Below are 19,267 nucleotides of genomic sequence, written 5' to 3' on the forward strand. Positions count from 1 at the left end.
CCCCCGCATCATAGTCGGAATCGAGGAACAGGGCAGCGAGCGCTCTGGCTCCCGCGTCAGGTCCGTCCCGCGAGCGCGCGATTCTCCAGCCGGCTCAGCAGCCGTACGAGCGGCCACAGGATCAGGAAATAGATGACCGCCGCCATGACGACGGGCGTGGCGTTGAAGCTGACGCTCTGCGCCTCGCGTGCCCGGAAGAGCAGCTCCGGAACAGCGACGACGCTGCCGAGCGAGGTGAGCTTCACCACCTCGAGGGTGTTGGAAAGCAGATCGGGCATCACGTTCCGAATGGCTTGCGGCAGGACGACATGGATCATCGCCTGGGTGGCGGAGAGTCCCGTCGACCGCGCGGCCTCGATCTGGCCGTGCGGCACCGAATCGATGCCGGCGCGCAGGATCTCACCGTAATAGGCGCTGTTGTTCAGCATGAAGGCCACGGCGACGCAGGCGAAGCCGCCGAGCTCGAGCCCCATGAACGGCAGGCCGGCGAACAGCAGGACGAGCAGCACGAGCGGCGGAAACGCGCGGAAGAAGTCGACCCAGGCCATCAGCGGCCAGCGCACGGCGAAGTGCTTCGACTGCGCCATCACGGCCAGCAGCAGGCCGGCGCAAAAGCCCAGCGGCACGACCATCAGCGACAGAAGGATCGTGTTGCCCAACCCGGACAGGACGAGCGGCAGTGCCGCCGCCGCTATGTCGGCATTGAAGAAGCTGTCGACTATCTCTTCCATGCGAACTTCGTTTCGACCCAGCGCGCCGCGACGACTACGGGCACGAACAGGACGAGATAGGCCGCCGCGCCCAGGATCAGCGGTGACGGGTTGTAGGAGTTCGACACGGCGGACGACGCCATGCCGAGTATCTCGTGCAGCGCCACTACGGTACCGAGCGCGGTGCCCTTGGTGATGGCGATGGTGCGGTTGGTGAGCGGCGCGATCGTGAGGCGCAGCGCCTGCGGCAGCACGACGTCGATCAGCGTCTGCCCGAAGCCGAGTCCGGTCGAGCGGGCTGCTTCCCATTGGCCCTTGTGGACCGAGGTGATGCCCGCCCAGAAGATCTCCTCGGAGAAGGCCATCAGCACCAGGGTGAGCGACAGCCAGGTCGAGAGGAAGCCCGATGGCGACCAGCCCGCGGACGGCAGGCCGAAGTAGAGCAGCACGATGATCACCAGCGGCGGCAGCGAGCGGAACAGGTCGACCACGAAGATGATCAGCCAGTTGAGCGGCCGGATCGCCAGCGCGCGGACCAGCGCCAGCAGCAGGCCGGCCCCGATGCCGCAGACCACGATCAGCACCGCCAGCTCGATCGTGACCAGCGTGCCCGCCAGGATGTCCGGCAGGTACTTCGCCATCACCTTCGCGTTGAAGAAGGTGTCGAGGAACTTGTCCAGGCCGGTCATGGCAGCGCGCCTGGCTGCGAGCTGCGGCGTTGGCGGCTTTCTCGATGGGATCGGCTTGCTGGGAGCGCGGCTCTCCAGAGCCGCTCGTGGGATCTGGCAATCCGAGGAAGAGCGGCTCTGGAGAGCCGCGCTCCCAGCAGATCAAGGTTGGCGCGCTCCGCCGAAGCACTCATCAATGCTTCCGGATCTGGCCGATGAAGGTGCGGGTGCGTTCATGCGCGGGCGCGTCGAAGATCGCGGCCGGCGGCCCCTGCTCGACGATCAGGCCATGATCCATGAAGATCACGCGATCGGCGGCCGCCTTGGCGAAGCCCATCTCGTGGCTCACCACGATCATGGTCATGCCGCTTTCGCGCAGATCGCGCATCACCTCCAGCACCGAGCCGACCAGCTCGGGATCGAGCGCCGATGTCGGCTCGTCGAACAGCATCACCTTCGGCTCGAGCGCGATCGAGCGTGCGATCGCGACTCTCTGCTGCTGGCCGCCGGACAGCTCCGCCGGCCGGTGATGCGCGCGGTCGGCGAGGCCGACGCGCTCGAGAGCGGCGCCCGCCACCTCCTCCGCCTCGGCGCGGCTCTTGCCCGCCACCTTGCGCAACGCCAGCATCACGTTGCCCAACGCCGTCATGTGCGGATAGAGGTTGAACGACTGGAAGACCATGCCGATGTGCTGGCGGGCATGGTTGATGTCGGTCCGAGGACTGAGCATGTCGATGCCCGCGACCTCGATGCTGCCCGAGCTCGGCTGCTCCAGCCGGTTGAGACAGCGCAGCAGGGTCGACTTGCCCGATCCCGACGGGCCGATCACGAAGACGAGCTCACGCTCGGCCACCTCCAGATCGACGCCCTTGAGGACGTGGAGGTGACCGAAATGCTTGTGAACGCCGTAGGCTTTGACGATCTTCTGCATCAACCGCAATGCAGCGGGTGCGGCGTCGGGTCGTAGCCCGGCATGTCGGGCACGCCGTAGCCCGGCGTGATCACGTTCTCCAGCGAATCCGGCCCGGGCGTGTAGCCCAGCCACTTCTCCGAAAGCTTGCTGATCGAGCCGTCCTTCTTCATGCAGTCGAGCACATCCTGCAGCTCGGCGCGGAGCTTGGGATTGTCTTTCGGCACGGGTGCGGCCCAATGCGCCCGGGTCTCCTTGAGCTCGAGATCGGCGACGAACATCGGCGTCTGCTTGGCGATGTAGCGGATCGAGGTATTGCCCACCAGCGTGGCGTAGGCACGGCCCGACAGGACGGCCTGCACGGCGTCGGTCTGATAGTCGTAGGCCTGGACCTCGAAGCCGTGCTCCGTGCCCATCTTCTTCGACAGCGTCTCGTAGGGCGTGCCCTTGTTGACAGCCACCACCTTGCCTTTGAGATCGGCCCAGCCGGTGATCGGCTTGCTGCCCTTCTTGATGCCGAACTGGAAGGCGGTCCACAGGTAGCCCGCAGTGAACAGCATCGCCTCCGCACGTTCCTTCGTGACGGTGGTCGGCGCCGCGATGAAGTCATAGCGGCCCGACTGCATGCCGGGGATGAGGGTCGAGAAGCTCACCGCGTCGATCGTGATCGGACGCTTCATGCGCGCGGCGACCTCGGTGAAGAGGTCGATGTTGAAGCCCTGCGTTCCGCCGCCCGGCTTCGGAAACGCATGCGGCGGAAAGCTGCCGTCGACCCCGGTGCGCAGCGGCTTGCCTTCCTGCGCGACTGCCGGCGACGCGCACAGCAAAATCGCTGCGGCAGCAGCCGCAATACGGTTGATCATTCGATTGTTCTCCCTCGTCACGCCCACACCCGGACGCTAGATCAGCGGTTGTTGGATTGCAATTTAGAGGCCATGTTTGCCGCCATGGAACGCATTCTCGTGATCAATCCCAATTCGACGCAGGCCGTCACCGACGGCATCGACCGCGCGATGGATCCGCTGCGCATGAGCGGCGGTCCCCAGATCGAATGCGTGACCCTGAAGGAAGGTCCGCCCGGAATCCAGACGCAGGCCGATGTCGAAAGCGTCGTGGCGCCGATCAGCGCCACCGTGAAGAACCGCGGCAACGACTGCTCCGCCTTCGTGATCGCCTGCTACTCCGATCCCGGCCTGCATGCCGCGCGCGAGATCACGACCAAGCCGGTGCTCGGCATCGCCGAGTGCGGCATCCTCACCGCGCTGACCCTGGGTCAGCGCTTCGGCGTGATCTCGATCCTGAAGAAATCGATCCCGCGCCACCTGCGCTATGTCGGCCAGATGGGCGTCGCCGACCGCATGGCTGGCGACCGCGCGATCGGCCTCGGCGTGGTCGAGCTCTCCGACGAGACGCGCACCTTCAGCCGCATGGCCGAGGTGGCTGCCGAGTTGCGCGACGAGGACGGCGCCGATGTCCTGATCATGGGCTGCGCCGGCATGGCGCGCTATCGCGACCGCCTGCAGCGCCACGTCGGCCTGCCGGTCGTCGAGCCCTCGCAAGCCGCCGTCTCGATGGCGATCGGGCGCAGCCGGCTACACTGGTAGCCAGGGCGCGCGCGACCCGCCGGCATCAAGCCACGTCTACTCTGCCGCTTTCGCGGTCACGACGGGTGCCGCCGGGAACTCCATGCGGTCGTCGGTCCGGCAGTAGCGGTCGGCGAACATGCGGCCGACGGGGTGATAGCGCTCCATGTGCACGCGCATCGCCTTGGGATCCCACAACTCGTCGCGGATGTGGAAGCGCAGGCCCTCCCCGATCACGAGCTGGCGGTCGTCCTTCACGTTGATGACCTGCCAGGTCTTGCATTCCATCGACCACGGCGCATCGGCGAGGCGCGGCGGCTTGATGTCGACCGACGGCGCGAGCTTCAGGCCGAGATAGTCCGGCTCGCCGACGTTCGGCGGAAAGTCGCCGCTCGAATCGTGCATCGCGCGCGCCAGCGGCTCATCGGTCAGGTTGACCACGAACTCGCCGGTGCGCTGGATGTTGAGCCAGGTGTCCTTGAGCCGCCCGTCCGGCCGCTTGTTGAGCGCGAACATGATCAGCGGCGGGTCCTCGGCGAAGACATTGAAGAAGCTGAACGGCGCGGCATTGACCACGCCGGTGGGCCCGAGCGTCGTCACCCAGGCGATCGGCCGGGGCAGGACGAAGGCGGCGAGTATCTTGTAGCGCTCGTGCGGCGCGACATCGGAAGCGGCGTATTGCATTTCTACTCCTGTCATCCTGAGCGAAGCGAAGGATCTCACCTCCGCCGCAGGCCCGGTTAAACTTCTGCTAGGTCCTTCGTTTCGCTCAGGACGACAACCCTTAGTTCGACGGTTCGAGCTTCACGCCCGCCCGTTCGCTGATCAGCTTGTAATGTTCCGGACGACGGTGCTTGGCGAAGTTGAAGGTGGTGTTGCGGATGTATTCTCCGAGCGCGAGGTCGCAGTCATAGGAAATGACCTCGTCCTCCTCGGTCGTGCCCTTGGCCACGACCTCGCCGGTCGGCGCCACGATTACCGAGCCGCCATGCAGCCAGAAGCCGTCTTCCTTGCCGGCCTTGGCCGTGGCGACGACCCAGATACCGTTCTGGTAGGCGGCCGCCTGCAGCGACAGCATGTGATGGAACACACGCAGGTATGGCGGCTCATGCGGCGCATAGACATTGTCGCTCGGCGTGTTGTAGCCCAGCACGACCATTTCGGCGCCCTTCAGCCCCATGACGCGGAACGTCTCGGGCCAGCGCCGGTCGTTGCAGATGCATTGGCCGACGATCACCTCCTCCTTGAACATCTTCCAGACGTTGAAGCCGAGATCGCCGACCTCGAAGTACTTCTTCTCGAGATGCTGGTACGGCACGTTCGGACGATGGTCGTCATGTCCCGGCAGGTGGACCTTGCGATACTTGCCGATCAGGCGCCCGTCGGGACCGACCAGGATCGAGGTGTTGAAGTGATGCGGGGCGCCGCCCTCTTCGGTGCGCTCGGCATAGCCCAGGTAGAAGCCGATCCCCTTGGAGCGCGCCAGCTCGAACAGCGGCGCCGTCTCCGGGCTCGGCATCTGGTTCTCGAAATACTTCTCGACCTCGTTCGGATCGTCCATCCAGTAGCGCGGAAAGAAGGTCGTGAGCGCGAGTTCCGGGAAGACCACGAACCTCGAGCCGCGCGAGTCGGCTTCCTTCAGCATCTCGATCATGCGCTTCACGACGCTGGCGCGGCTGTCGGCACGATGAATGGGCCCCAGCTGGGCCGATGAGACTTTTAGACGACGCGACACGTTAAGGCTCCTTTTCCTCTGTCATCCTGAGCGCAGCGAAGGATCTAGCGCCACTTCCAAAGCAGCTCTCCGGAGCTAGCGCTAGATCCTTCGCTGCGCTCAGGATGACAGTCATACCTAGAATAGCGGCTTCAGGCCGAACCGGCTCATCGCCTGCAGCTCCGGCGCGATCATGCCCTTGGGCTTGGACGAGTCGGGCGAGTCGCAGGGCAGGAATTGGCCCGAGCCGCGTTCAGCGTTGAGCTTGCCGTCCTCGACGACCACGCGGCCGCGGCTGATCACCGTGGTCGGCCAGCCCTTGATCTCGCGGCCCTCGTACGGCGTGTAGCCGACATTGTCGTGCAGGTCCTTCCAGCGGATCGTCACGTCCTTGTCGGCGTCCCAGATCGCGAGATCGGCGTCGGAGCCGACGGCAATCGTGCCCTTGCGCGGATAGAGGCCGTAGAGACGGGCGTGATTGGTCGAGGAGAGCGCCACGAACTGCTGCAGGCTGATGCGGCCCTTCTGCACGCCCTCGCTGAACAGCAGCGGGAGGCGGATCTCGAGGCCGGGCACGCCGTTGGCCATCTCCTTGAAGGTCGTCTTGTCGCCCTTGGGGATCTTGCCGCCCTCGTTGAACTGGTAGGGCGCGTGGTCGGACGAGAATGTCTGGAAGGTGCCGTCCTTCAACGCCACCCACACCGCTTCCTGCGCCGCCGAATCACGCGGCGGCGGAGAGCAGCACCACATCGCGCCCTCGACGCCCGGCTTGTCCATGTCGTCGGCGGTCAGGCCGATATATTGCGGGCAGGTCTCGCCGAATATCTTCAGGCCCTTCTTCTGCGCCTGACGCAGCGTCTCGATCGCCTCGATCTCCGACATGTGCACGATCAGCATCGGCGCATCGACCAGCCGGGCCAGCGAGATCGCTCGATTGGTCGCTTCGGCTTCGGCCACGCGCGCGTGGGCGATCGCATGGAACTTCGGCGCGCCATGGCCCTGCTCGACCAGGTGATGCGCCAGCCACTGGATCATGTCGTGGTTCTCCGCATGCACCATGACCAGCGCGCCCTCGCGCCGCGCCAGCGCCAGGATGTCGAGCATCTGGTAGTCGCTGACCTTCATGGCGTTGTAGGTCATGTAGATCTTGAACGAGGTGTAGCCGTCCTTGATCAACGCCGGCAGGTCCTGGCCCAGCGCCTGCGGGCTGGGATCGGTGATGATGAGGTGAAAGGCGTAGTCGATCACGGCCTTGGGCGTCGCCGCCTCGTGATAGTCGTTGACCACCTTGCGCAGCGACATGCCGCGGTGCTGGGCAGCAAACGGAATGATGGTCGTCGTCCCGCCGAACGCGGCCGACACCGTGCCGGTATAGAAATCATCGGCGCACATCACGCCCATGCCCGATTTCTGCTCGACATGGACGTGGCTGTCGATGCCGCCGGGCAGTACGAACTTGTGGCCAGCATCGATCTCGCGCGTCGCGCTGCCTTTCAGGCCGGGCTCAACGGCAGCGATGCGCCCGTCCTTGATCCCGATGTCTCCTTCGCTCTGGCGATCCTCGGTGACGATTTTTGCGTTTCGAACGATCAGATCATAGTCAGCCATAAGTCCTCTCACTCCGCCGCCAGCTTGTGCGACCGTCCCGACGCCGCCAAACGGCGCTCCAACCGGGTCATCATCGCTTCCAGTTCCGCGCGATCGGTCGCCGTCAGCGACGAGCCCGGCGCGCGCTGTTTAGGGCTCTTGATCGCGCCGCGCTTGAACAGCACTTCCTTGCGCAACGCGAGCCCGATCGCCGGCTGCACTTCATGCCGCACCAGCGGCAGGTAGAGGTCGAACAGATCCTCCGCCTCCTCCGCCTTGCCTGCCGCGAACAGCTCGTAGACCTGCACCAGCATCTCGGGCCAGGCGAAGCCGGTCATGGCGCCATCGGCGCCGCGACGCATCTCCTGCGGAAGGTAGAGGCCGCCATTGCCGACCAGGATCGAGACGCGGCGGCGCCCGGGCTTCTTCTCGCCCTCGCGCACGCGCGTCAGCTTGGCGAGCCCGGGCGCATCCTCGTGCTTCAGCATGACGAGCTGCTTGAAGTCGTCGACCAGCCGCTCGAACACGTGCGGCGCCAAATATACTCCCGTTGCCTGCGGATAGTCCTGATAGACGACCGGAATATCCGGCCCAAGCGCCTGGAAGACCTGCGCATAGTAGTTGTAGACGCCATCGTCGCCCTTGAGCCCGGCCGGCGGCGCCACCATGACTCCGGACGCGCCCGCGACCATGACCTCGTGCGACAGCCGCCGCACATTCTCGAGCCCGGCATGGCTCACGCCGACGATCACCTGCCGATCGCCGGCACGGCCGACCACGCGCTTCACCACCTCGATCGACTCGTCGGCGGTGAGCTTGTGCGCCTCCCCCATCATCCCGAGCAGCGTGAATCCGTCGACGCCGCACCGCAGATAAAAATCCGTGAGCGTGTCGACGCTCTGCAGATCGAGCGCGCCGTCGTTCGTGAACGGCGTGGCGGCGATGATGTAGACACCCTTCGCGGTCTCGTTCAGTTTTGCGGCAGACATGACCCACTCCCGGCGCGCTTCTTGCAGTACTTGTGCCATGCACTATACGATTCTGCAGGGCAGCAGGTCCTGAATTAAATGGCGCGCCATATCGCCCACCGATTGATGATTTCAATGCCCGTGCTGCTGGGCGTGTTGCTGATCGGATTCCTGCTGCTGCAGGTCGTTCCCACCGATCCGGCGACGGTTTCCGCCGGCCCGAGCGCGACCGCGGCCGACGTCGAAGCGATCCGCCAGCAGATGGGCCTCGACAAGCCGGTGTGGCTGCAATTCGTGCTCTATCTCGGGCGCGTGCTGCAGCTCGATCTCGGGCGCTCGATGATCTCCAATCGTGCCGTCTCCGAGGAGATCGGCCTGACGCTGTGGCCGACGGTCGAGCTGATGCTCGCCTGCCTGATCTGGGCCGTGCCGCTCGGCATCCTGCTCGGAACGCTGGCAGCCCGCCGGCGCGGCACCTTGATCGATCGCTTCATCATGGCGCTCTCCGTGATGGGCGTATCGGTGCCCGTGTTCTGGGTCGGGCTGCTGCTGATTCAGTATGTCGGCGGCGCGGGCCTGCTGCCGTTCCAGGGCCGCGATGGGCCGATCTGGACCCCGTCGGGACTGCACAGCATCATCCTGCCCGCGATCACGCTCGGTGCGGTGTTCGTCGGACCGGTCGCCCGCATGACGCGGACCTCGCTGCTCGAAACCCTCAGCGCCGACTATGTGCGCACGGCGCGCGCCAAGGGCGCATCGGACTGGCGGGTGACCATCCATCATGCGCTGCGCAACGCGCTGATCCCGGTCGTCACGCTCGTCGGCCTGCAGATCGGCTTCCTGCTCGGCGGCTCGATCGTCACCGAGACCATGTTCGCCTGGCCCGGGGTTGGCCGCATGGCGGTCGGCGCTATCACCTCGAGCGACTTTCCGCTGGCGCAAGGCGCGATCCTGATCCTGGCGGTCGGGTTCATGACGGTGAACCTGATCGTCGACGTGCTCTACGCCTATCTCGATCCCCGGATCGCGCGCGGATGACCGACGCCGCGATACCGCTGCAAAGCGAGGCCGACCAGCGCGCGATCGCCGCGCTCCGGCGCAAGAATGCCGTGTGGCGCCGCATCCTCAAGGACCCGCCGGCCGCACTCGCCGCGCTGTTCCTGTTCATTGTCGTCGCCGCGGCGATCCTGGCGCCTTGGATCGCGCCGTTCGATCCCTACTCCAACAACATGCGCCTGCGGCTGTGCCCGATCGGCGGCGCCCGTTGCCCGGATTTCCTGCTGGGCGCCGACCAGCAAGGCCGCGACATGGTCACCCGCATGCTGTTCGGCCTGCGCTCGACGCTCGGCATCGGCATGATCGCGGTGCTGATCGGCGGCAGCATCGGCGCAGCGATCGGCCTGATGGCGGCCTTCTATCGCCGCCTCGATACGCCCTTGATGCGGCTGGTCGACGTGCTGCTCTCGTTTCCGGCCATCCTGTTCGGCCTCGCCATCGCTGCCGTCGTCGGCACCGGCCTGTTCGGCCTGATCCTCGCCCTCTGCGTCACCTCGGTGCCATCGATCGCCCGCATCGCGCGCGGCGCGGCGCAGTCCGTCATGCAGCAGGAATACATGGAGGCCGGCCGCGCGGTCGGCCTGGGCGACGGCGCGCTGATCTGGCGCTACCTCGCGATCAATTGCTGGCCGACCATCCTGATCTACATGACCCTGCAGCTCGGCCAGGCGATCCTGCTCGGCGCCGCCCTCTCCTTCCTCGGGCTGGGCGCGCAGGCGCCGACGGCGGAGCTCGGCAGCATGGCCGCCGACGGGCGCAAGTTCCTCTCGATCGCACCGCACGTCTCGACCCTGCCGTGCGCGGCGATCTTCCTCGTGGTTCTCGCTTTCAACGTCCTGGGCGACGCCTTGCGCGACGCCCTCGACCCCAAGCTCAGGCAATAGGAGGCAGTATGAGCAAGCGTTTGTTTTGGACCGCGCTGGCGGCACTCGCGGCGAGCGCCGCGACGCCGGCACTGGCGCAGAAGACCGTCACCATCGTGCGCGAGATCGACACCGATCGCTACGATCCGCACAAGTCGACGGCCCGCTCGGGCGCCGAGGTCATGCACATGATCGGCGATACGCTAGTCAACCTCGACTACGACATGAAGACGCTGAAGCCCGGCCTCGCGAAAAGCTGGAGCGTGTCGCCGGACGGCCTCACCTACACCTTCAAGCTGCGCGATGACGTCACCTTCTGCTCCGGCAAGAAGATGACCGCGAAGGACGTGGTCGCGACCTACGAGCGCTGGCTCGATCCGGAGACCAAGGGCCTCGTGAAGTGGCGCATGGGCGACGTCGACAAGGTCACGGCACCGGACGACGTCACGGTCGAGTACAGGCTCAAGAAGCCGTTCTCCGAGCTGCTCTACCAGATGACGCAGTACTTCCACACGATTCTGAACATCGAGCAGGTCAAGCAACTCGGCGCCGATTTCGGGATCAAGCCGGTCGACGGCACCGGGCCGTACTGCATGGAAAGCTGGACGCCGCGCGATTCGACGGTGCTGACCAAGCATGCCGGCTACAAGTGGGGGCCGCCGATCTACGACGCCACCGAGGCGCAGGTCGACAAGGTGATCTGGAAGGTCGTGCCCGAGGAGAACACGCGCGTGACTGCGCTGCAGGCCGGCCAGGCCGACGCCAGCCAGTACGTGCCCTACTGGTCGCTCAAGGAACTGATGGCCGACAAGAAGCTCTCGGTCACCAAGGCCGAGAATTTCTTCTGGACCTACTTCATCGGCTTCAAGGTCGACAAGGAGACGGTGAGCGACATCCGCGTGCGCAAGGCGATCAACCTCGCGGTCGACCAGAAGGCGATTTCCGACGCCGTGACCTTCGGCTTCGCCGAGCCGGCCAACACGATGCTGGTTTCGGGCGTGCTCGACTTCAACCCGAAAGTGGACAAGGCGATCTACGGCGAGAACATCAAGGAGGCCGAGAAGCTGCTCGACGAGGCGGGCTGGAAGAAGGGTGCCGACGGCTTCCGTTACAAGGACGGCAAGAAGCTGGCGCCTCTGATCTACGGCATCTCCGGCCAGTTCAAGGAGGTCGCCGAGGCGGTCCAAGGCGACCTGCGCAAGGTCGGCATCGACCTGCAGATCCAGCTGTTCGACTCGACCGTGGCGTGGGGCAAGCTCGCGACGCAGGAGTTCGACGCCTTTGGCATGAGCTTCCCGTATGTCTCGGCGGGCGACGCGCTCAACCTCTACTTCCGCTCGGCCAACACGCCGACGCCCAACCGCATGAACTGGAAGGACAAGGAAACCGACGCGCTGCTCGACAAGGGCATGACCGCGACCGACGATGCGACCCGCGCGGCCGCCTACGCCGCCGTGCAGGAGAAGGTGACCAATGCGGCGGTATGGATCCCGCTCTATCATGAGCCGCTGTTCGTCGTGAGCGGCGCGAAGCTGAAGCCGATCAAGGCCCACGGCATCTATGGCTGCGGCCTCTACAAGGGCCTCGGCATCGCGTTCAAGTAATCCCAGGGAAGAGACGTCCATGAAAACCACCAAGATCGCCGGCCTCGATCACATCGTGGCGTGGGACGATTCCGAGCAGCACCACGTCTATCTCGACGGCGGCGATCTGGTGTTCAAGGACAACGAGGTCGTGCATGTCGGGCCGGGCTATGCCGGTCCGGTCGACACGACGATCGACGGCAAGGGCTTCATGGCGATCCCCGGCTTCGTCAACGTGCACTCCCATCCTTTCTCGGAACCGGCCAACAAGGGCCTGACCGAGGAGTACGGCTCGGACAAGCTGGGCCAGAGCTCGCTCTATGAGTACCTTACGGTCTACGGCCTCGCGCCAGAGGACGCGGGGCCGTCGACGCAGGTTGCGCTGTCCGAGCTGCTGAAGAGCGGCGTCACGACCATCACCGACCTCTCGATGGCGCGCGACGGATGGGTCGAGGACCTCGCGAAGACCGGCATCCGCGCCGTTGTCTGCCCGATGATGCGGCAGGGCGTGTGGTTCACCCAGAACGGCCACACGGTCGACTATGCGTGGGACGAGAAGGCCGGCGAGAAGGCCTTCGAAGCCTCGATGAAGACGATCGACGAGGCGATCAAGCATCCCAGCGGGCGCATCGGCGGCATGGCCGGCCCGGCGCAGATCGACACGTGCCGCGAGGGTTTCTTCCGCGAAGCCCAGCAAGAAGCGAAGAAGCGCGGGATCCCCATGCAGACCCATGCCTGCCAGGCCGTTGTCGAGTTCTACGAGATGGTGCGCCGGCACGGCAGGACGCCGATCGAATGGCTCGAGGATATCGGCGTGCTCGGGCCCGACCTGGTGATCGGCCACGGCATCTTCCTCAACGACCATCCGCAGATCCACCACCCGCACAGCAACGACTTCGAGCGCCTGCGTGATTCCGGCGCGGCGGTGGCGCATTGTCCGACCGTGTTCGCGCGGCGCGGCATGGTGATGAACTCGATCGGCCGCTACATGAATGCCGGCATCACCGTCGGCATCGGCACCGACACCTTCCCGCACAACATGGTCGATGAGATCCGGCTAGTCTGCTACGCCGCCCGCGTCTTCACCGGCAACTACAAGATGGGCACGACGCGTCACGCCTTCGAAGCGGCGACGATCGGCGGTGCGAAGATCCTGCGCCGGCCCGACCTCGGACGGCTGGCACCTGGCACCAAGGCCGACTTCTCGCTGGTCGACATGAGCCATCCCTACATGCAGCCGAGCCGCGAGCCGGTGCGCAGCCTGATCTACTCGGCGAGCGAGCGCGCCATCCGCCATGTCTATGTCGACGGCAAGCAGGTGGTGAAGGACGGCAAGGTCCTGACTATCGACGTCGAGGCCGCGACCGCCGGCCTGATCGAGGGCCAGCGCAAGCGGCTCGCGACCGTCAGCCAGCGCGACTGGGCCGGCCGCGACGCCGACGCTCTTTCGCCGCCGGTCTACGCTAAGAAGGACCGCCTGCCGCAATCGAGGCCGGTGACGTGATCTCTCCTCATTGGACCGCGCGCATCCTGCGCGCTCAGGATCATGAGGCGCGCAGGATGCGCGCGGTCCAATGACGACGCCCCTCCTCGAGGTCGACAATCTGCGCACGGAGTTCCGCTCGGGCGGCAGCGTGTTCGCGGCGGTCGATGGCGTGAGCTTCAGCCTGATGCCGGGCGAGACGCTGGGCATCGTGGGCGAGTCGGGCTGCGGCAAGTCGGTGACGTCGCTGTCGATCATGCGGCTGGTGCCCAGCCCGCCCGGCCGCATCGCATCGGGCGCGGTACGCTTGGCGGGCCGTAACCTGCTCGACCTGCCGGAAGCCGAGATGCGCGCGATACGCGGCGACGCGATTTCGATGATCTTCCAGGAGCCGATGACCAGTCTCAACCCGGTGCAGACCGCCGGAGACCAGATCATCGAGGGTATCCAGCTGCATCGCGCAATGAGCAAGGCCGAAGCGCGCGCCCGCGCGCTCGAGATGCTGCGGCTGGTCAGGATCCCCTCGCCCGAGACGCGGCTCGACGAGTATCCGCACCAGCTCTCCGGCGGCATGCGGCAGCGGGTGATGATCGCCATGGCGCTGGCCTGCGACCCCAAGATCCTGATCGCCGACGAGCCGACGACGGCGCTCGACGTCACCATCCAGGCGCAGATCCTCGACCTGCTGCGCGACCTTCGCGAGCGCACGGGCACGGCGATCATGCTGATCACCCACGACCTCGGCGTCGTGGCCGAGCTCGCCCATCGCGTGATCGTGATGTATGCCGGCCGCATCGTCGAGGAGGCGCCGGTCGACCTCCTGTTCGGCGACCCTCAGCATCCCTATACGCTGGGCCTGCTGGGCTCGATCCCCCGGCTGGGCAGCGACGGCGACGAGCGCCTGACCGCGATCGAGGGCATGGTGCCAAATCCCTTCGCCCTGCCCGCGGGCTGCCGCTTCAGCCCGCGCTGCCCGCTCGCCGACTCACGCTGCCGCGACGAGCAGCCGGCGCTGCGCGAGATCTCGCCCGGCCACCGCACCGCCTGTTGGAAGGCGCCGCTCGACCAGACCCTGGCGCTGGCCGCCGAATGACCGAGCCGCTTCTCTCCGTCTCCGGCCTCGCCAAGCACTTCCCGGTGAAGCGCGGCGTGGTGTTCCAAAGCGCGGTCGGCACGGTGCGCGCCGTCGACGGCCTGACCTTCGACGTGGCGCCCGGCGAGACGCTGGCGCTGGTCGGCGAATCGGGCTGCGGCAAGTCGACGACCGGCCGCATGATCCTGCGCCTGATCGAGGCCAGCGCCGGCACGATCCGCTTCGCCGGCAAGGACGTCCGCGCGCTCGACCGCCGCGCGCTGCGCGACCTGAGGCGCGACATCCAGATCATCTTCCAGGACCCTTACGCCTCGCTCAATCCACGCCTCACCGTCGGCCAAGCGCTGGCCGAGCCGCTCCGCCTGCACGGCCTGGCCTCGGCCGCGAAGCTCCGCCAGCGCATCGATGCCCTGCTTGGCGAGGTCGGCCTGTCGCCCTGGCATGCGCTGCGCTACCCGCACGAATTCTCCGGCGGCCAGCGCCAGCGCATCGGCATCGCCCGCGCACTGGCCTCCGAGCCGAAGCTGATCGTCTGCGACGAGCCGGTCTCGGCGCTCGACGTGTCGATCCAGGCGCAGGTCATCAACCTGTTGCAGGATCTCAAGCACAAGCGCGGCCTCAGCTACATTTTCATCGCCCACGACCTCGCCGTGGTGCGCCACATCGCCGACCGGGTCGCCGTGATGTACCTCGGCAAGATCGTCGAGCTTGCGCCCAAGAGGAAGCTGTTCGCCCTGCCGCGCCATCCCTACACGCAGGCGCTGCTCTCCGCGGTGCCCGTGCCCGACCCGACCGCCACGCGCGCCCGCATCCGGCTGGCGGGCGACGTGCCGAGCCCGCTCAATCCGCCCAAGGGCTGCCACTTCCACACCCGCTGCGCTTACGCCAAGGACCGCTGCAAGTTCGACGAGCCGCCGCTGCGCCCGATCGGCAACGAAGGCGCAAGCGTCGCCTGCCACTTCGCCGAGACGATCGTGCCGCCGCCGCTGGTGCCGGAGAACGAGCCGCCCTACGCCGCCCGTCTGGCGGCGTTGAGACTCCTCACCCGCGCCTCAGCGGCGTAGATTCCGGAAAGCTACGCTCCCGGCACACCCGCGGTCGTCGAATACTCGAAGTGCAACGGCGTCTCGGGATGCACCAGCGCGTAGGCCGAGCGGGCCGCCACTGCCGCCTCGGCAAAGCCGGTCAGGATCAGCTTCAGCTTGCCAGGATAGGTGACGACGTCGCCGACGGCGAAGATGCCGGCGAGGTTCGTCGCTGCCGTCGCAGGATCGACCGCGATCTGGTTGCGCTCCAGCGCCAGCCCCCACTCGGCGATCGGCCCGAGCGACATCGACAGGCCGAAGAACGGCAGCAGCACGTCGGCCGGGATCTTCTTCTCCATGCCGTCGAGCGTCGCCACGTTCACCGCCGTGATCTGGCCGTCGGCGCCGTCGAGGCTGTGGAGCTGATAGGGCACGACGAGGTCGATCTTGCCGTCTTTGACCAGCGCCTTCAGCCGCGCCTCGCTCTCGGGCGCGGCACGGAACCGGTCGCGGCGATGGATCACCGACACGCGCGCGGCGATCTCGGCCAGCGACAGCGCCCAGTCGACCGCCGAATCGCCGCCGCCCGCGATCACCACCCGCTTGCCGCGGAAATTCTCGCGCTGGGTCACGTAGTAAAAGACGCTCTTGCCCTCGAACGCCTCGATCCCTTCGAGCGGCGGCCGGTTCGGCCCGAAGGCGCCGACGCCGGCCGCGAGGATCACCGCGCGCGCCTGCAGCACCGTGCCTTTCGCGGTGGTGAGCTTCCAGAAGCCGCCGGTCAGCGCCTCGAGCGACTGGACCTGCTCGCCCAGGTGATAGACCGGCCTGAACGGCGCTGCCTGCGCCTTCAGCCTAACGATCAGCTCGGCTGCGTCGACCTTGGGGAAGCCCGGGATGTCGTAGATCGGCTTCTCGGGATAGAGTGCAGTGCACTGCCCGCCGGCATCGTCGAGCACGTCGACGACATGGCAGGAAAGCCGCACCATGCCGCACTCGAAGACGGTGAAGAGCCCGACGGGCCCCGCCCCTACGATGACGACGTCGGTCTGATGATGTCCGTTGGCCATGGTTCCGAACAATTCCTCAGATTGATCTCAACAGCTCTGTGGCATCTTCGAGCGCCGTCGAGCTATCGATGATCACGTGCTCGGAATTGACCTGTCGGATCAACGAGCAGGCGATACGGAACAGACGCACCCAATCCGAGCCGGGCACGCTCACGCGGCGAGCGGGTAGACGTCGCCGGTATATTCGGCGAATGCCTTCGCGGCAGCGATCAACGTCGCCTCGATGACGTCGAACGTCCTGGCAAAAGTCTTTTGCAGTGCCGGGCTGACTTCACCGAAAAACGTTGACATCTGTCCCGGCGCGCCATTGGCAGCCTCTGGATGGGTCAAGCAGTATGCGAGCGCCTGCGCGTCCAGCTTCTTGCTGTACGGCGCATTGACGGTCGTAAGAACGCTTGAAATAGCCGACATGATGGTCCGAAACCTACGCCACGGGCGAACGCTTCACAATCCGCGCCGGGAGGACCGCCTGGCCCACCCGGCACACCGGATGATCCCTGTCCGGGACCATCTGGCGGCCAAGTCATTGAAAATTGGTAGCTGGGGGCGGACTTGAACCGCCGACCCCGGCATTATGAGTGCCGTGCTCTAACCAGCTGAGCTACCCAGCCATGGGTGGGCGGTATTAAGGGGATGGCCCCCGGGCTGTCAAGAATCCCCTCTATGACGCTGGCCGCGGCGGGCCCCAGCGCGTCAGCGCTTCGTTGAGAATGTCGACTATCCTCTGCGGCGGCAGCTCCCAAACCGCGCCAAACGTCCTTGAGTCCATCCAGCGCAAGAACCATCGGCGACGTCGGTTACATCTTTCAGAAAGCACCCCGACGACCATATTGCTCCTGCCCGAAACCACGGTGAATCTCTCGAAGTCACTCCATTCGTAATTGAATGTGCGAAACCCTGTCCTCCAGGTTAATCCCTCGGGAGCGGCGATCAGCCCGCTGCGAGCGATGGCGATCCAGCCCAGGACTGCTGCGACGAGGCCCAACAGAACCGACCAGAAAAGAGAAGCATCACTCGCGGGACATAGCCAGTAGAAGAGTGCTGCCAGCCCTGCCGTCACGAGGCTCATCAACGAGACTTTCACGCGATCCTGCCACATGACGATTGGCGGATCGTCGAAGGTTCCCTCCACGGCTGCACCCCACCTGGGAATGCCAAGCTCTTCCCTGGTCCGAATGCGTCGATGAACCGTCGGGTTCGTGGAGTCCGTCTCCTTCTCGATGCCGAATCATGCCCGATGACGCACTTGGGCGCCATCGTCAGTCGGCGTAGGCCAGCTGGGTGGCAACGAACTTCTCCCGCAGGTGCCCGCCCGACGTCGTCGGCGCGTATTTCGGCGGGTTCGCCGCATCCGTGCAGCTCGGCAGGCAGGCCACCAGCGCGTCGTAGTTGGGGTTCTGGAAGAACACCACCGACTGCCGCCGGCTCGCGGCCACGCGATCGGCCGGCGGATTGACGACCCGGTGCAGGGTCGAGACCCAGCGGTCGTTGGTCCAGCGCGCCAGCATGTCGCCGATGTTGACCACGAAGCAGCCGGGGAGATGAGGCACGTCGAGCCACTCGCCGGCCTTGCCCAGCACCTGCAGCCCGCCGGGGCGGTCCTCGGTCTTCAGGATGGTGAGGCTGCCGTAGTCGCTGTGCGCGCTGGCGCGGAGCTGGCCCGGAATCGGGGTTTCCTCCGGCGCCGGATAGTTGCGCACCCTCAGCCGGCTGATCGAGCGGTCGACGCTCGAGTCGAAATATTTTTCGGGCAGGCCGAGCGCCAGAGCGAAGAGGCGCATGAGATCGATCCCAAGCGCGTCCATGACGCGGTAGTAGCGCTCGTAGATCTCCCGCAGCCCTTCCGGCCGCTCCGGCCAGAGGTTGGTCGCGAAATGCCGGCCGGCTTCGGGTGTCGTAAAGTAAGGCGAGCCGTCGGCATCGACCGGGCCGATCATCAAACTCTCGTTCAGGTCGCCCGGCGCGTTGCCGCCGCGGCTGCGCACGAGCACTTCTGCTTTCATCGGCATGTAGCCGCGCGTCACGTCGGGCGCCGGCCGGACAATTCGCATCTTCTCCTCGAGCGGCAGATCGAAGAAGGTGCGGCTGATGTCTTCCACCGCCGCGATCAGGTCAGGATCAATCCCGTGCCCGGAGATCACCATGAAGCCGATCTCGCGGCAGATCCGGTCGACCTCGGCGGCAAGCGCCTGCCGGGTGGCTGCATCGCCGCTGCGATGGGGCGAGATATCGATGACCGGAACCGCAGCCATGACCATCGCGAGCTCCCTTCAGGCATTGAACAGGTGTGGAGCAAGCGACATGCCAAGGCGGCCCAAGCTCCTGCCGATCTGGGAGCCGGTGCAGGCGGCGCATGACAGCATCGACTCGCCGCGAAACTCGCTCACCGACCGCGCATCGACCGCGAGAGCGGCGTTACCGTCCCGCCGGACGATCGTGTAGCCGAATTGAGCCACGAGCCCCGCGAAAAGACTCTACCTTTCGGCCATCGAGCGCGCATCCCACAGGCGGGGTGAGATAGCCATGGGAGGTCGGCCAGCTCGTCGCCATAGCCCCAGAAGTTCTTCTGCGGCCCGGGCGAGGAGATCCACTACGCGCGCGACCGGTCGAGGTCGCTGAACGGGAGGTTGAGATGGTCGAACTTCATTATTGAGCGACGCGGCTGATAAAGCCTCCGCCTCAAATATCTACGAAACTCATCTCTTGTTGGCCATTCGGGATCATTCAGAACTTCTGCTGCGATGTGGCAGCCTCAGCCGATAACGGCATCACCCTGCCGCCTCGAGGTAGCGCGGTAGACAAGTTGCCCGTCGATACACTCACGAATATGTGATATTCTTGTGCCTGAAAGTAACTCTTAGGGGCAGTATGCACTCTGAGCAAAGGTCGGGGCCTTGTCATACTGTGCGGATTTGCCGGTACGAAGCAGAGGCGTTCGGCTGGGAAGTTTGCCG

At 65.8% G+C, this 19,267-nt stretch carries 20 protein-coding genes and 1 tRNA gene; 8 read left to right on the plus strand and 13 right to left on the minus strand.

Annotated features, from left to right (window positions below; all coding sequences use genetic code 11):
- Positions 1–56 precede the first annotated feature (56 nt).
- The 4 genes from ACQY8M_RS26975 to ACQY8M_RS26990 form a co-directional block, all read right to left on the minus strand.
- Positions 57–731: an amino acid ABC transporter permease gene (locus tag ACQY8M_RS26975; protein WP_428662229.1), complete on the minus strand. Its 675-nt coding sequence runs from the start codon at positions 729–731 to the stop codon at positions 57–59.
- Positions 719–1,399, minus strand: coding sequence for an amino acid ABC transporter permease (locus ACQY8M_RS26980; RefSeq protein WP_428662231.1), 681 nt, complete (start codon positions 1,397–1,399; stop codon positions 719–721). Before ACQY8M_RS26980 ends, ACQY8M_RS26975 begins: the two co-directional genes overlap by 13 nt.
- Positions 1,400–1,571: 172 nt before the next feature.
- Entirely contained in the window at positions 1,572–2,309 is a 738-nt protein-coding gene (locus tag ACQY8M_RS26985; protein ID WP_428662233.1) for an amino acid ABC transporter ATP-binding protein, read from the minus strand.
- A complete protein-coding gene (locus ACQY8M_RS26990) occupies positions 2,309–3,151 on the minus strand; it encodes a transporter substrate-binding domain-containing protein (protein ID WP_428662235.1) in 843 nt (280 codons plus the stop codon). The genes ACQY8M_RS26985 and ACQY8M_RS26990 overlap by 1 nt, the downstream gene beginning before the upstream one ends.
- 84 nt (positions 3,152–3,235) lie before the next feature.
- On the opposite strand from ACQY8M_RS26990, the gene ACQY8M_RS26995 reads away from it, so the two are divergent.
- Positions 3,236–3,892: an aspartate/glutamate racemase family protein gene (locus ACQY8M_RS26995; RefSeq protein WP_428662237.1), complete on the plus strand. Its 657-nt coding sequence runs from the start codon at positions 3,236–3,238 to the stop codon at positions 3,890–3,892.
- A gap of 36 nt (positions 3,893–3,928) precedes the next feature.
- Here the strand turns inward: ACQY8M_RS26995 and ACQY8M_RS27000 are convergent, their stop codons facing one another.
- The 4 genes from ACQY8M_RS27000 to ACQY8M_RS27015 all read right to left on the minus strand — a co-directional run bounded on the left by ACQY8M_RS27000 (position 3,929) and on the right by ACQY8M_RS27015 (position 8,161).
- The gene (locus ACQY8M_RS27000) at positions 3,929–4,555 is read right to left on the minus strand and encodes a flavin reductase family protein (RefSeq protein WP_428662240.1); all 627 of its coding nucleotides are present in this window, start codon (positions 4,553–4,555) and stop codon (positions 3,929–3,931) included.
- 100 nt (positions 4,556–4,655) lie between these two features.
- Entirely contained in the window at positions 4,656–5,606 is a 951-nt protein-coding gene (locus tag ACQY8M_RS27005) for an N-carbamoyl-D-amino-acid hydrolase (RefSeq protein ID WP_428662243.1), read from the minus strand.
- Between the two features lie 117 nt (positions 5,607–5,723).
- Complete coding sequence (gene hydA, locus ACQY8M_RS27010; RefSeq protein WP_428662245.1) at positions 5,724–7,193, minus strand: dihydropyrimidinase; 1,470 nt, start codon at positions 7,191–7,193, stop codon at positions 5,724–5,726.
- Positions 7,194–7,201: 8 nt separating this feature from the next.
- Entirely contained in the window at positions 7,202–8,161 is a 960-nt protein-coding gene (locus ACQY8M_RS27015; protein WP_428662248.1) for a dihydrodipicolinate synthase family protein, read from the minus strand.
- Between the two features lie 114 nt (positions 8,162–8,275).
- On the opposite strand from ACQY8M_RS27015, the gene ACQY8M_RS27020 reads away from it, so the two are divergent.
- From ACQY8M_RS27020 to ACQY8M_RS27045, 6 genes are all read left to right on the plus strand, one after another.
- Entirely contained in the window at positions 8,276–9,178 is a 903-nt protein-coding gene (locus tag ACQY8M_RS27020; protein WP_428662251.1) for an ABC transporter permease, read from the plus strand.
- Entirely contained in the window at positions 9,175–10,080 is a 906-nt protein-coding gene (locus ACQY8M_RS27025) for an ABC transporter permease (RefSeq protein WP_428662254.1), read from the plus strand. The genes ACQY8M_RS27020 and ACQY8M_RS27025 overlap by 4 nt, the downstream gene beginning before the upstream one ends.
- An 8-nt stretch (positions 10,081–10,088) precedes the next feature.
- Positions 10,089–11,663, plus strand: a complete 1,575-nt coding sequence (locus ACQY8M_RS27030) for an ABC transporter substrate-binding protein (protein WP_428662257.1) — start codon at positions 10,089–10,091, stop codon at positions 11,661–11,663.
- A 19-nt stretch (positions 11,664–11,682) separates the two neighbouring features.
- A complete protein-coding gene (locus tag ACQY8M_RS27035; protein ID WP_428662259.1) occupies positions 11,683–13,146 on the plus strand; it encodes an amidohydrolase family protein in 1,464 nt (487 codons plus the stop codon).
- Between the two features lie 70 nt (positions 13,147–13,216).
- Positions 13,217–14,218 (plus strand): ABC transporter ATP-binding protein, encoded by a 1,002-nt coding sequence (locus ACQY8M_RS27040; protein ID WP_428662262.1) that lies wholly within the window; start codon positions 13,217–13,219, stop codon positions 14,216–14,218.
- Positions 14,215–15,282 (plus strand): ABC transporter ATP-binding protein, encoded by a 1,068-nt coding sequence (locus ACQY8M_RS27045; protein WP_428662265.1) that lies wholly within the window; start codon positions 14,215–14,217, stop codon positions 15,280–15,282. Before ACQY8M_RS27040 ends, ACQY8M_RS27045 begins: the two co-directional genes overlap by 4 nt.
- Before the next feature lie 11 nt (positions 15,283–15,293).
- Here ACQY8M_RS27045 and ACQY8M_RS27050 read toward each other — a convergent pair whose 3' ends face one another.
- The 5 genes from ACQY8M_RS27050 to ACQY8M_RS27070 all read right to left on the minus strand — a co-directional run bounded on the left by ACQY8M_RS27050 (position 15,294) and on the right by ACQY8M_RS27070 (position 18,565).
- Positions 15,294–16,313 (minus strand): NAD(P)/FAD-dependent oxidoreductase, encoded by a 1,020-nt coding sequence (locus ACQY8M_RS27050; protein ID WP_428662268.1) that lies wholly within the window; start codon positions 16,311–16,313, stop codon positions 15,294–15,296.
- A gap of 150 nt (positions 16,314–16,463) precedes the next feature.
- A complete protein-coding gene (locus ACQY8M_RS27055; RefSeq protein WP_428662271.1) occupies positions 16,464–16,724 on the minus strand; it encodes a hypothetical protein in 261 nt (86 codons plus the stop codon).
- Between the two features lie 123 nt (positions 16,725–16,847).
- Positions 16,848–16,924 (minus strand) — tRNA-Met (locus tag ACQY8M_RS27060).
- Between the two features lie 50 nt (positions 16,925–16,974).
- A complete protein-coding gene (locus ACQY8M_RS27065) occupies positions 16,975–17,445 on the minus strand; it encodes a hypothetical protein (RefSeq protein WP_428662274.1) in 471 nt (156 codons plus the stop codon).
- Positions 17,446–17,572: 127 nt separating this feature from the next.
- A complete protein-coding gene (locus ACQY8M_RS27070) occupies positions 17,573–18,565 on the minus strand; it encodes an isopenicillin N synthase family dioxygenase (protein WP_428662277.1) in 993 nt (330 codons plus the stop codon).
- A gap of 49 nt (positions 18,566–18,614) precedes the next feature.
- Here ACQY8M_RS27070 and ACQY8M_RS27075 point away from each other — a divergent pair, with 49 nt between their 5' ends.
- Positions 18,615–18,755 carry a hypothetical protein gene (locus tag ACQY8M_RS27075; RefSeq protein WP_428662280.1) on the plus strand — a complete coding sequence of 47 codons (141 nt, stop codon included), beginning with the start codon at positions 18,615–18,617 and terminating at the stop codon, positions 18,753–18,755.
- Positions 18,756–19,267: the final 512 nt, after the last annotated feature.

The sequence above is a fragment of the Reyranella sp. genome, assembly GCF_965279465.1.
Taxonomy (GTDB): Bacteria; Pseudomonadota; Alphaproteobacteria; order Reyranellales; family Reyranellaceae; genus Reyranella.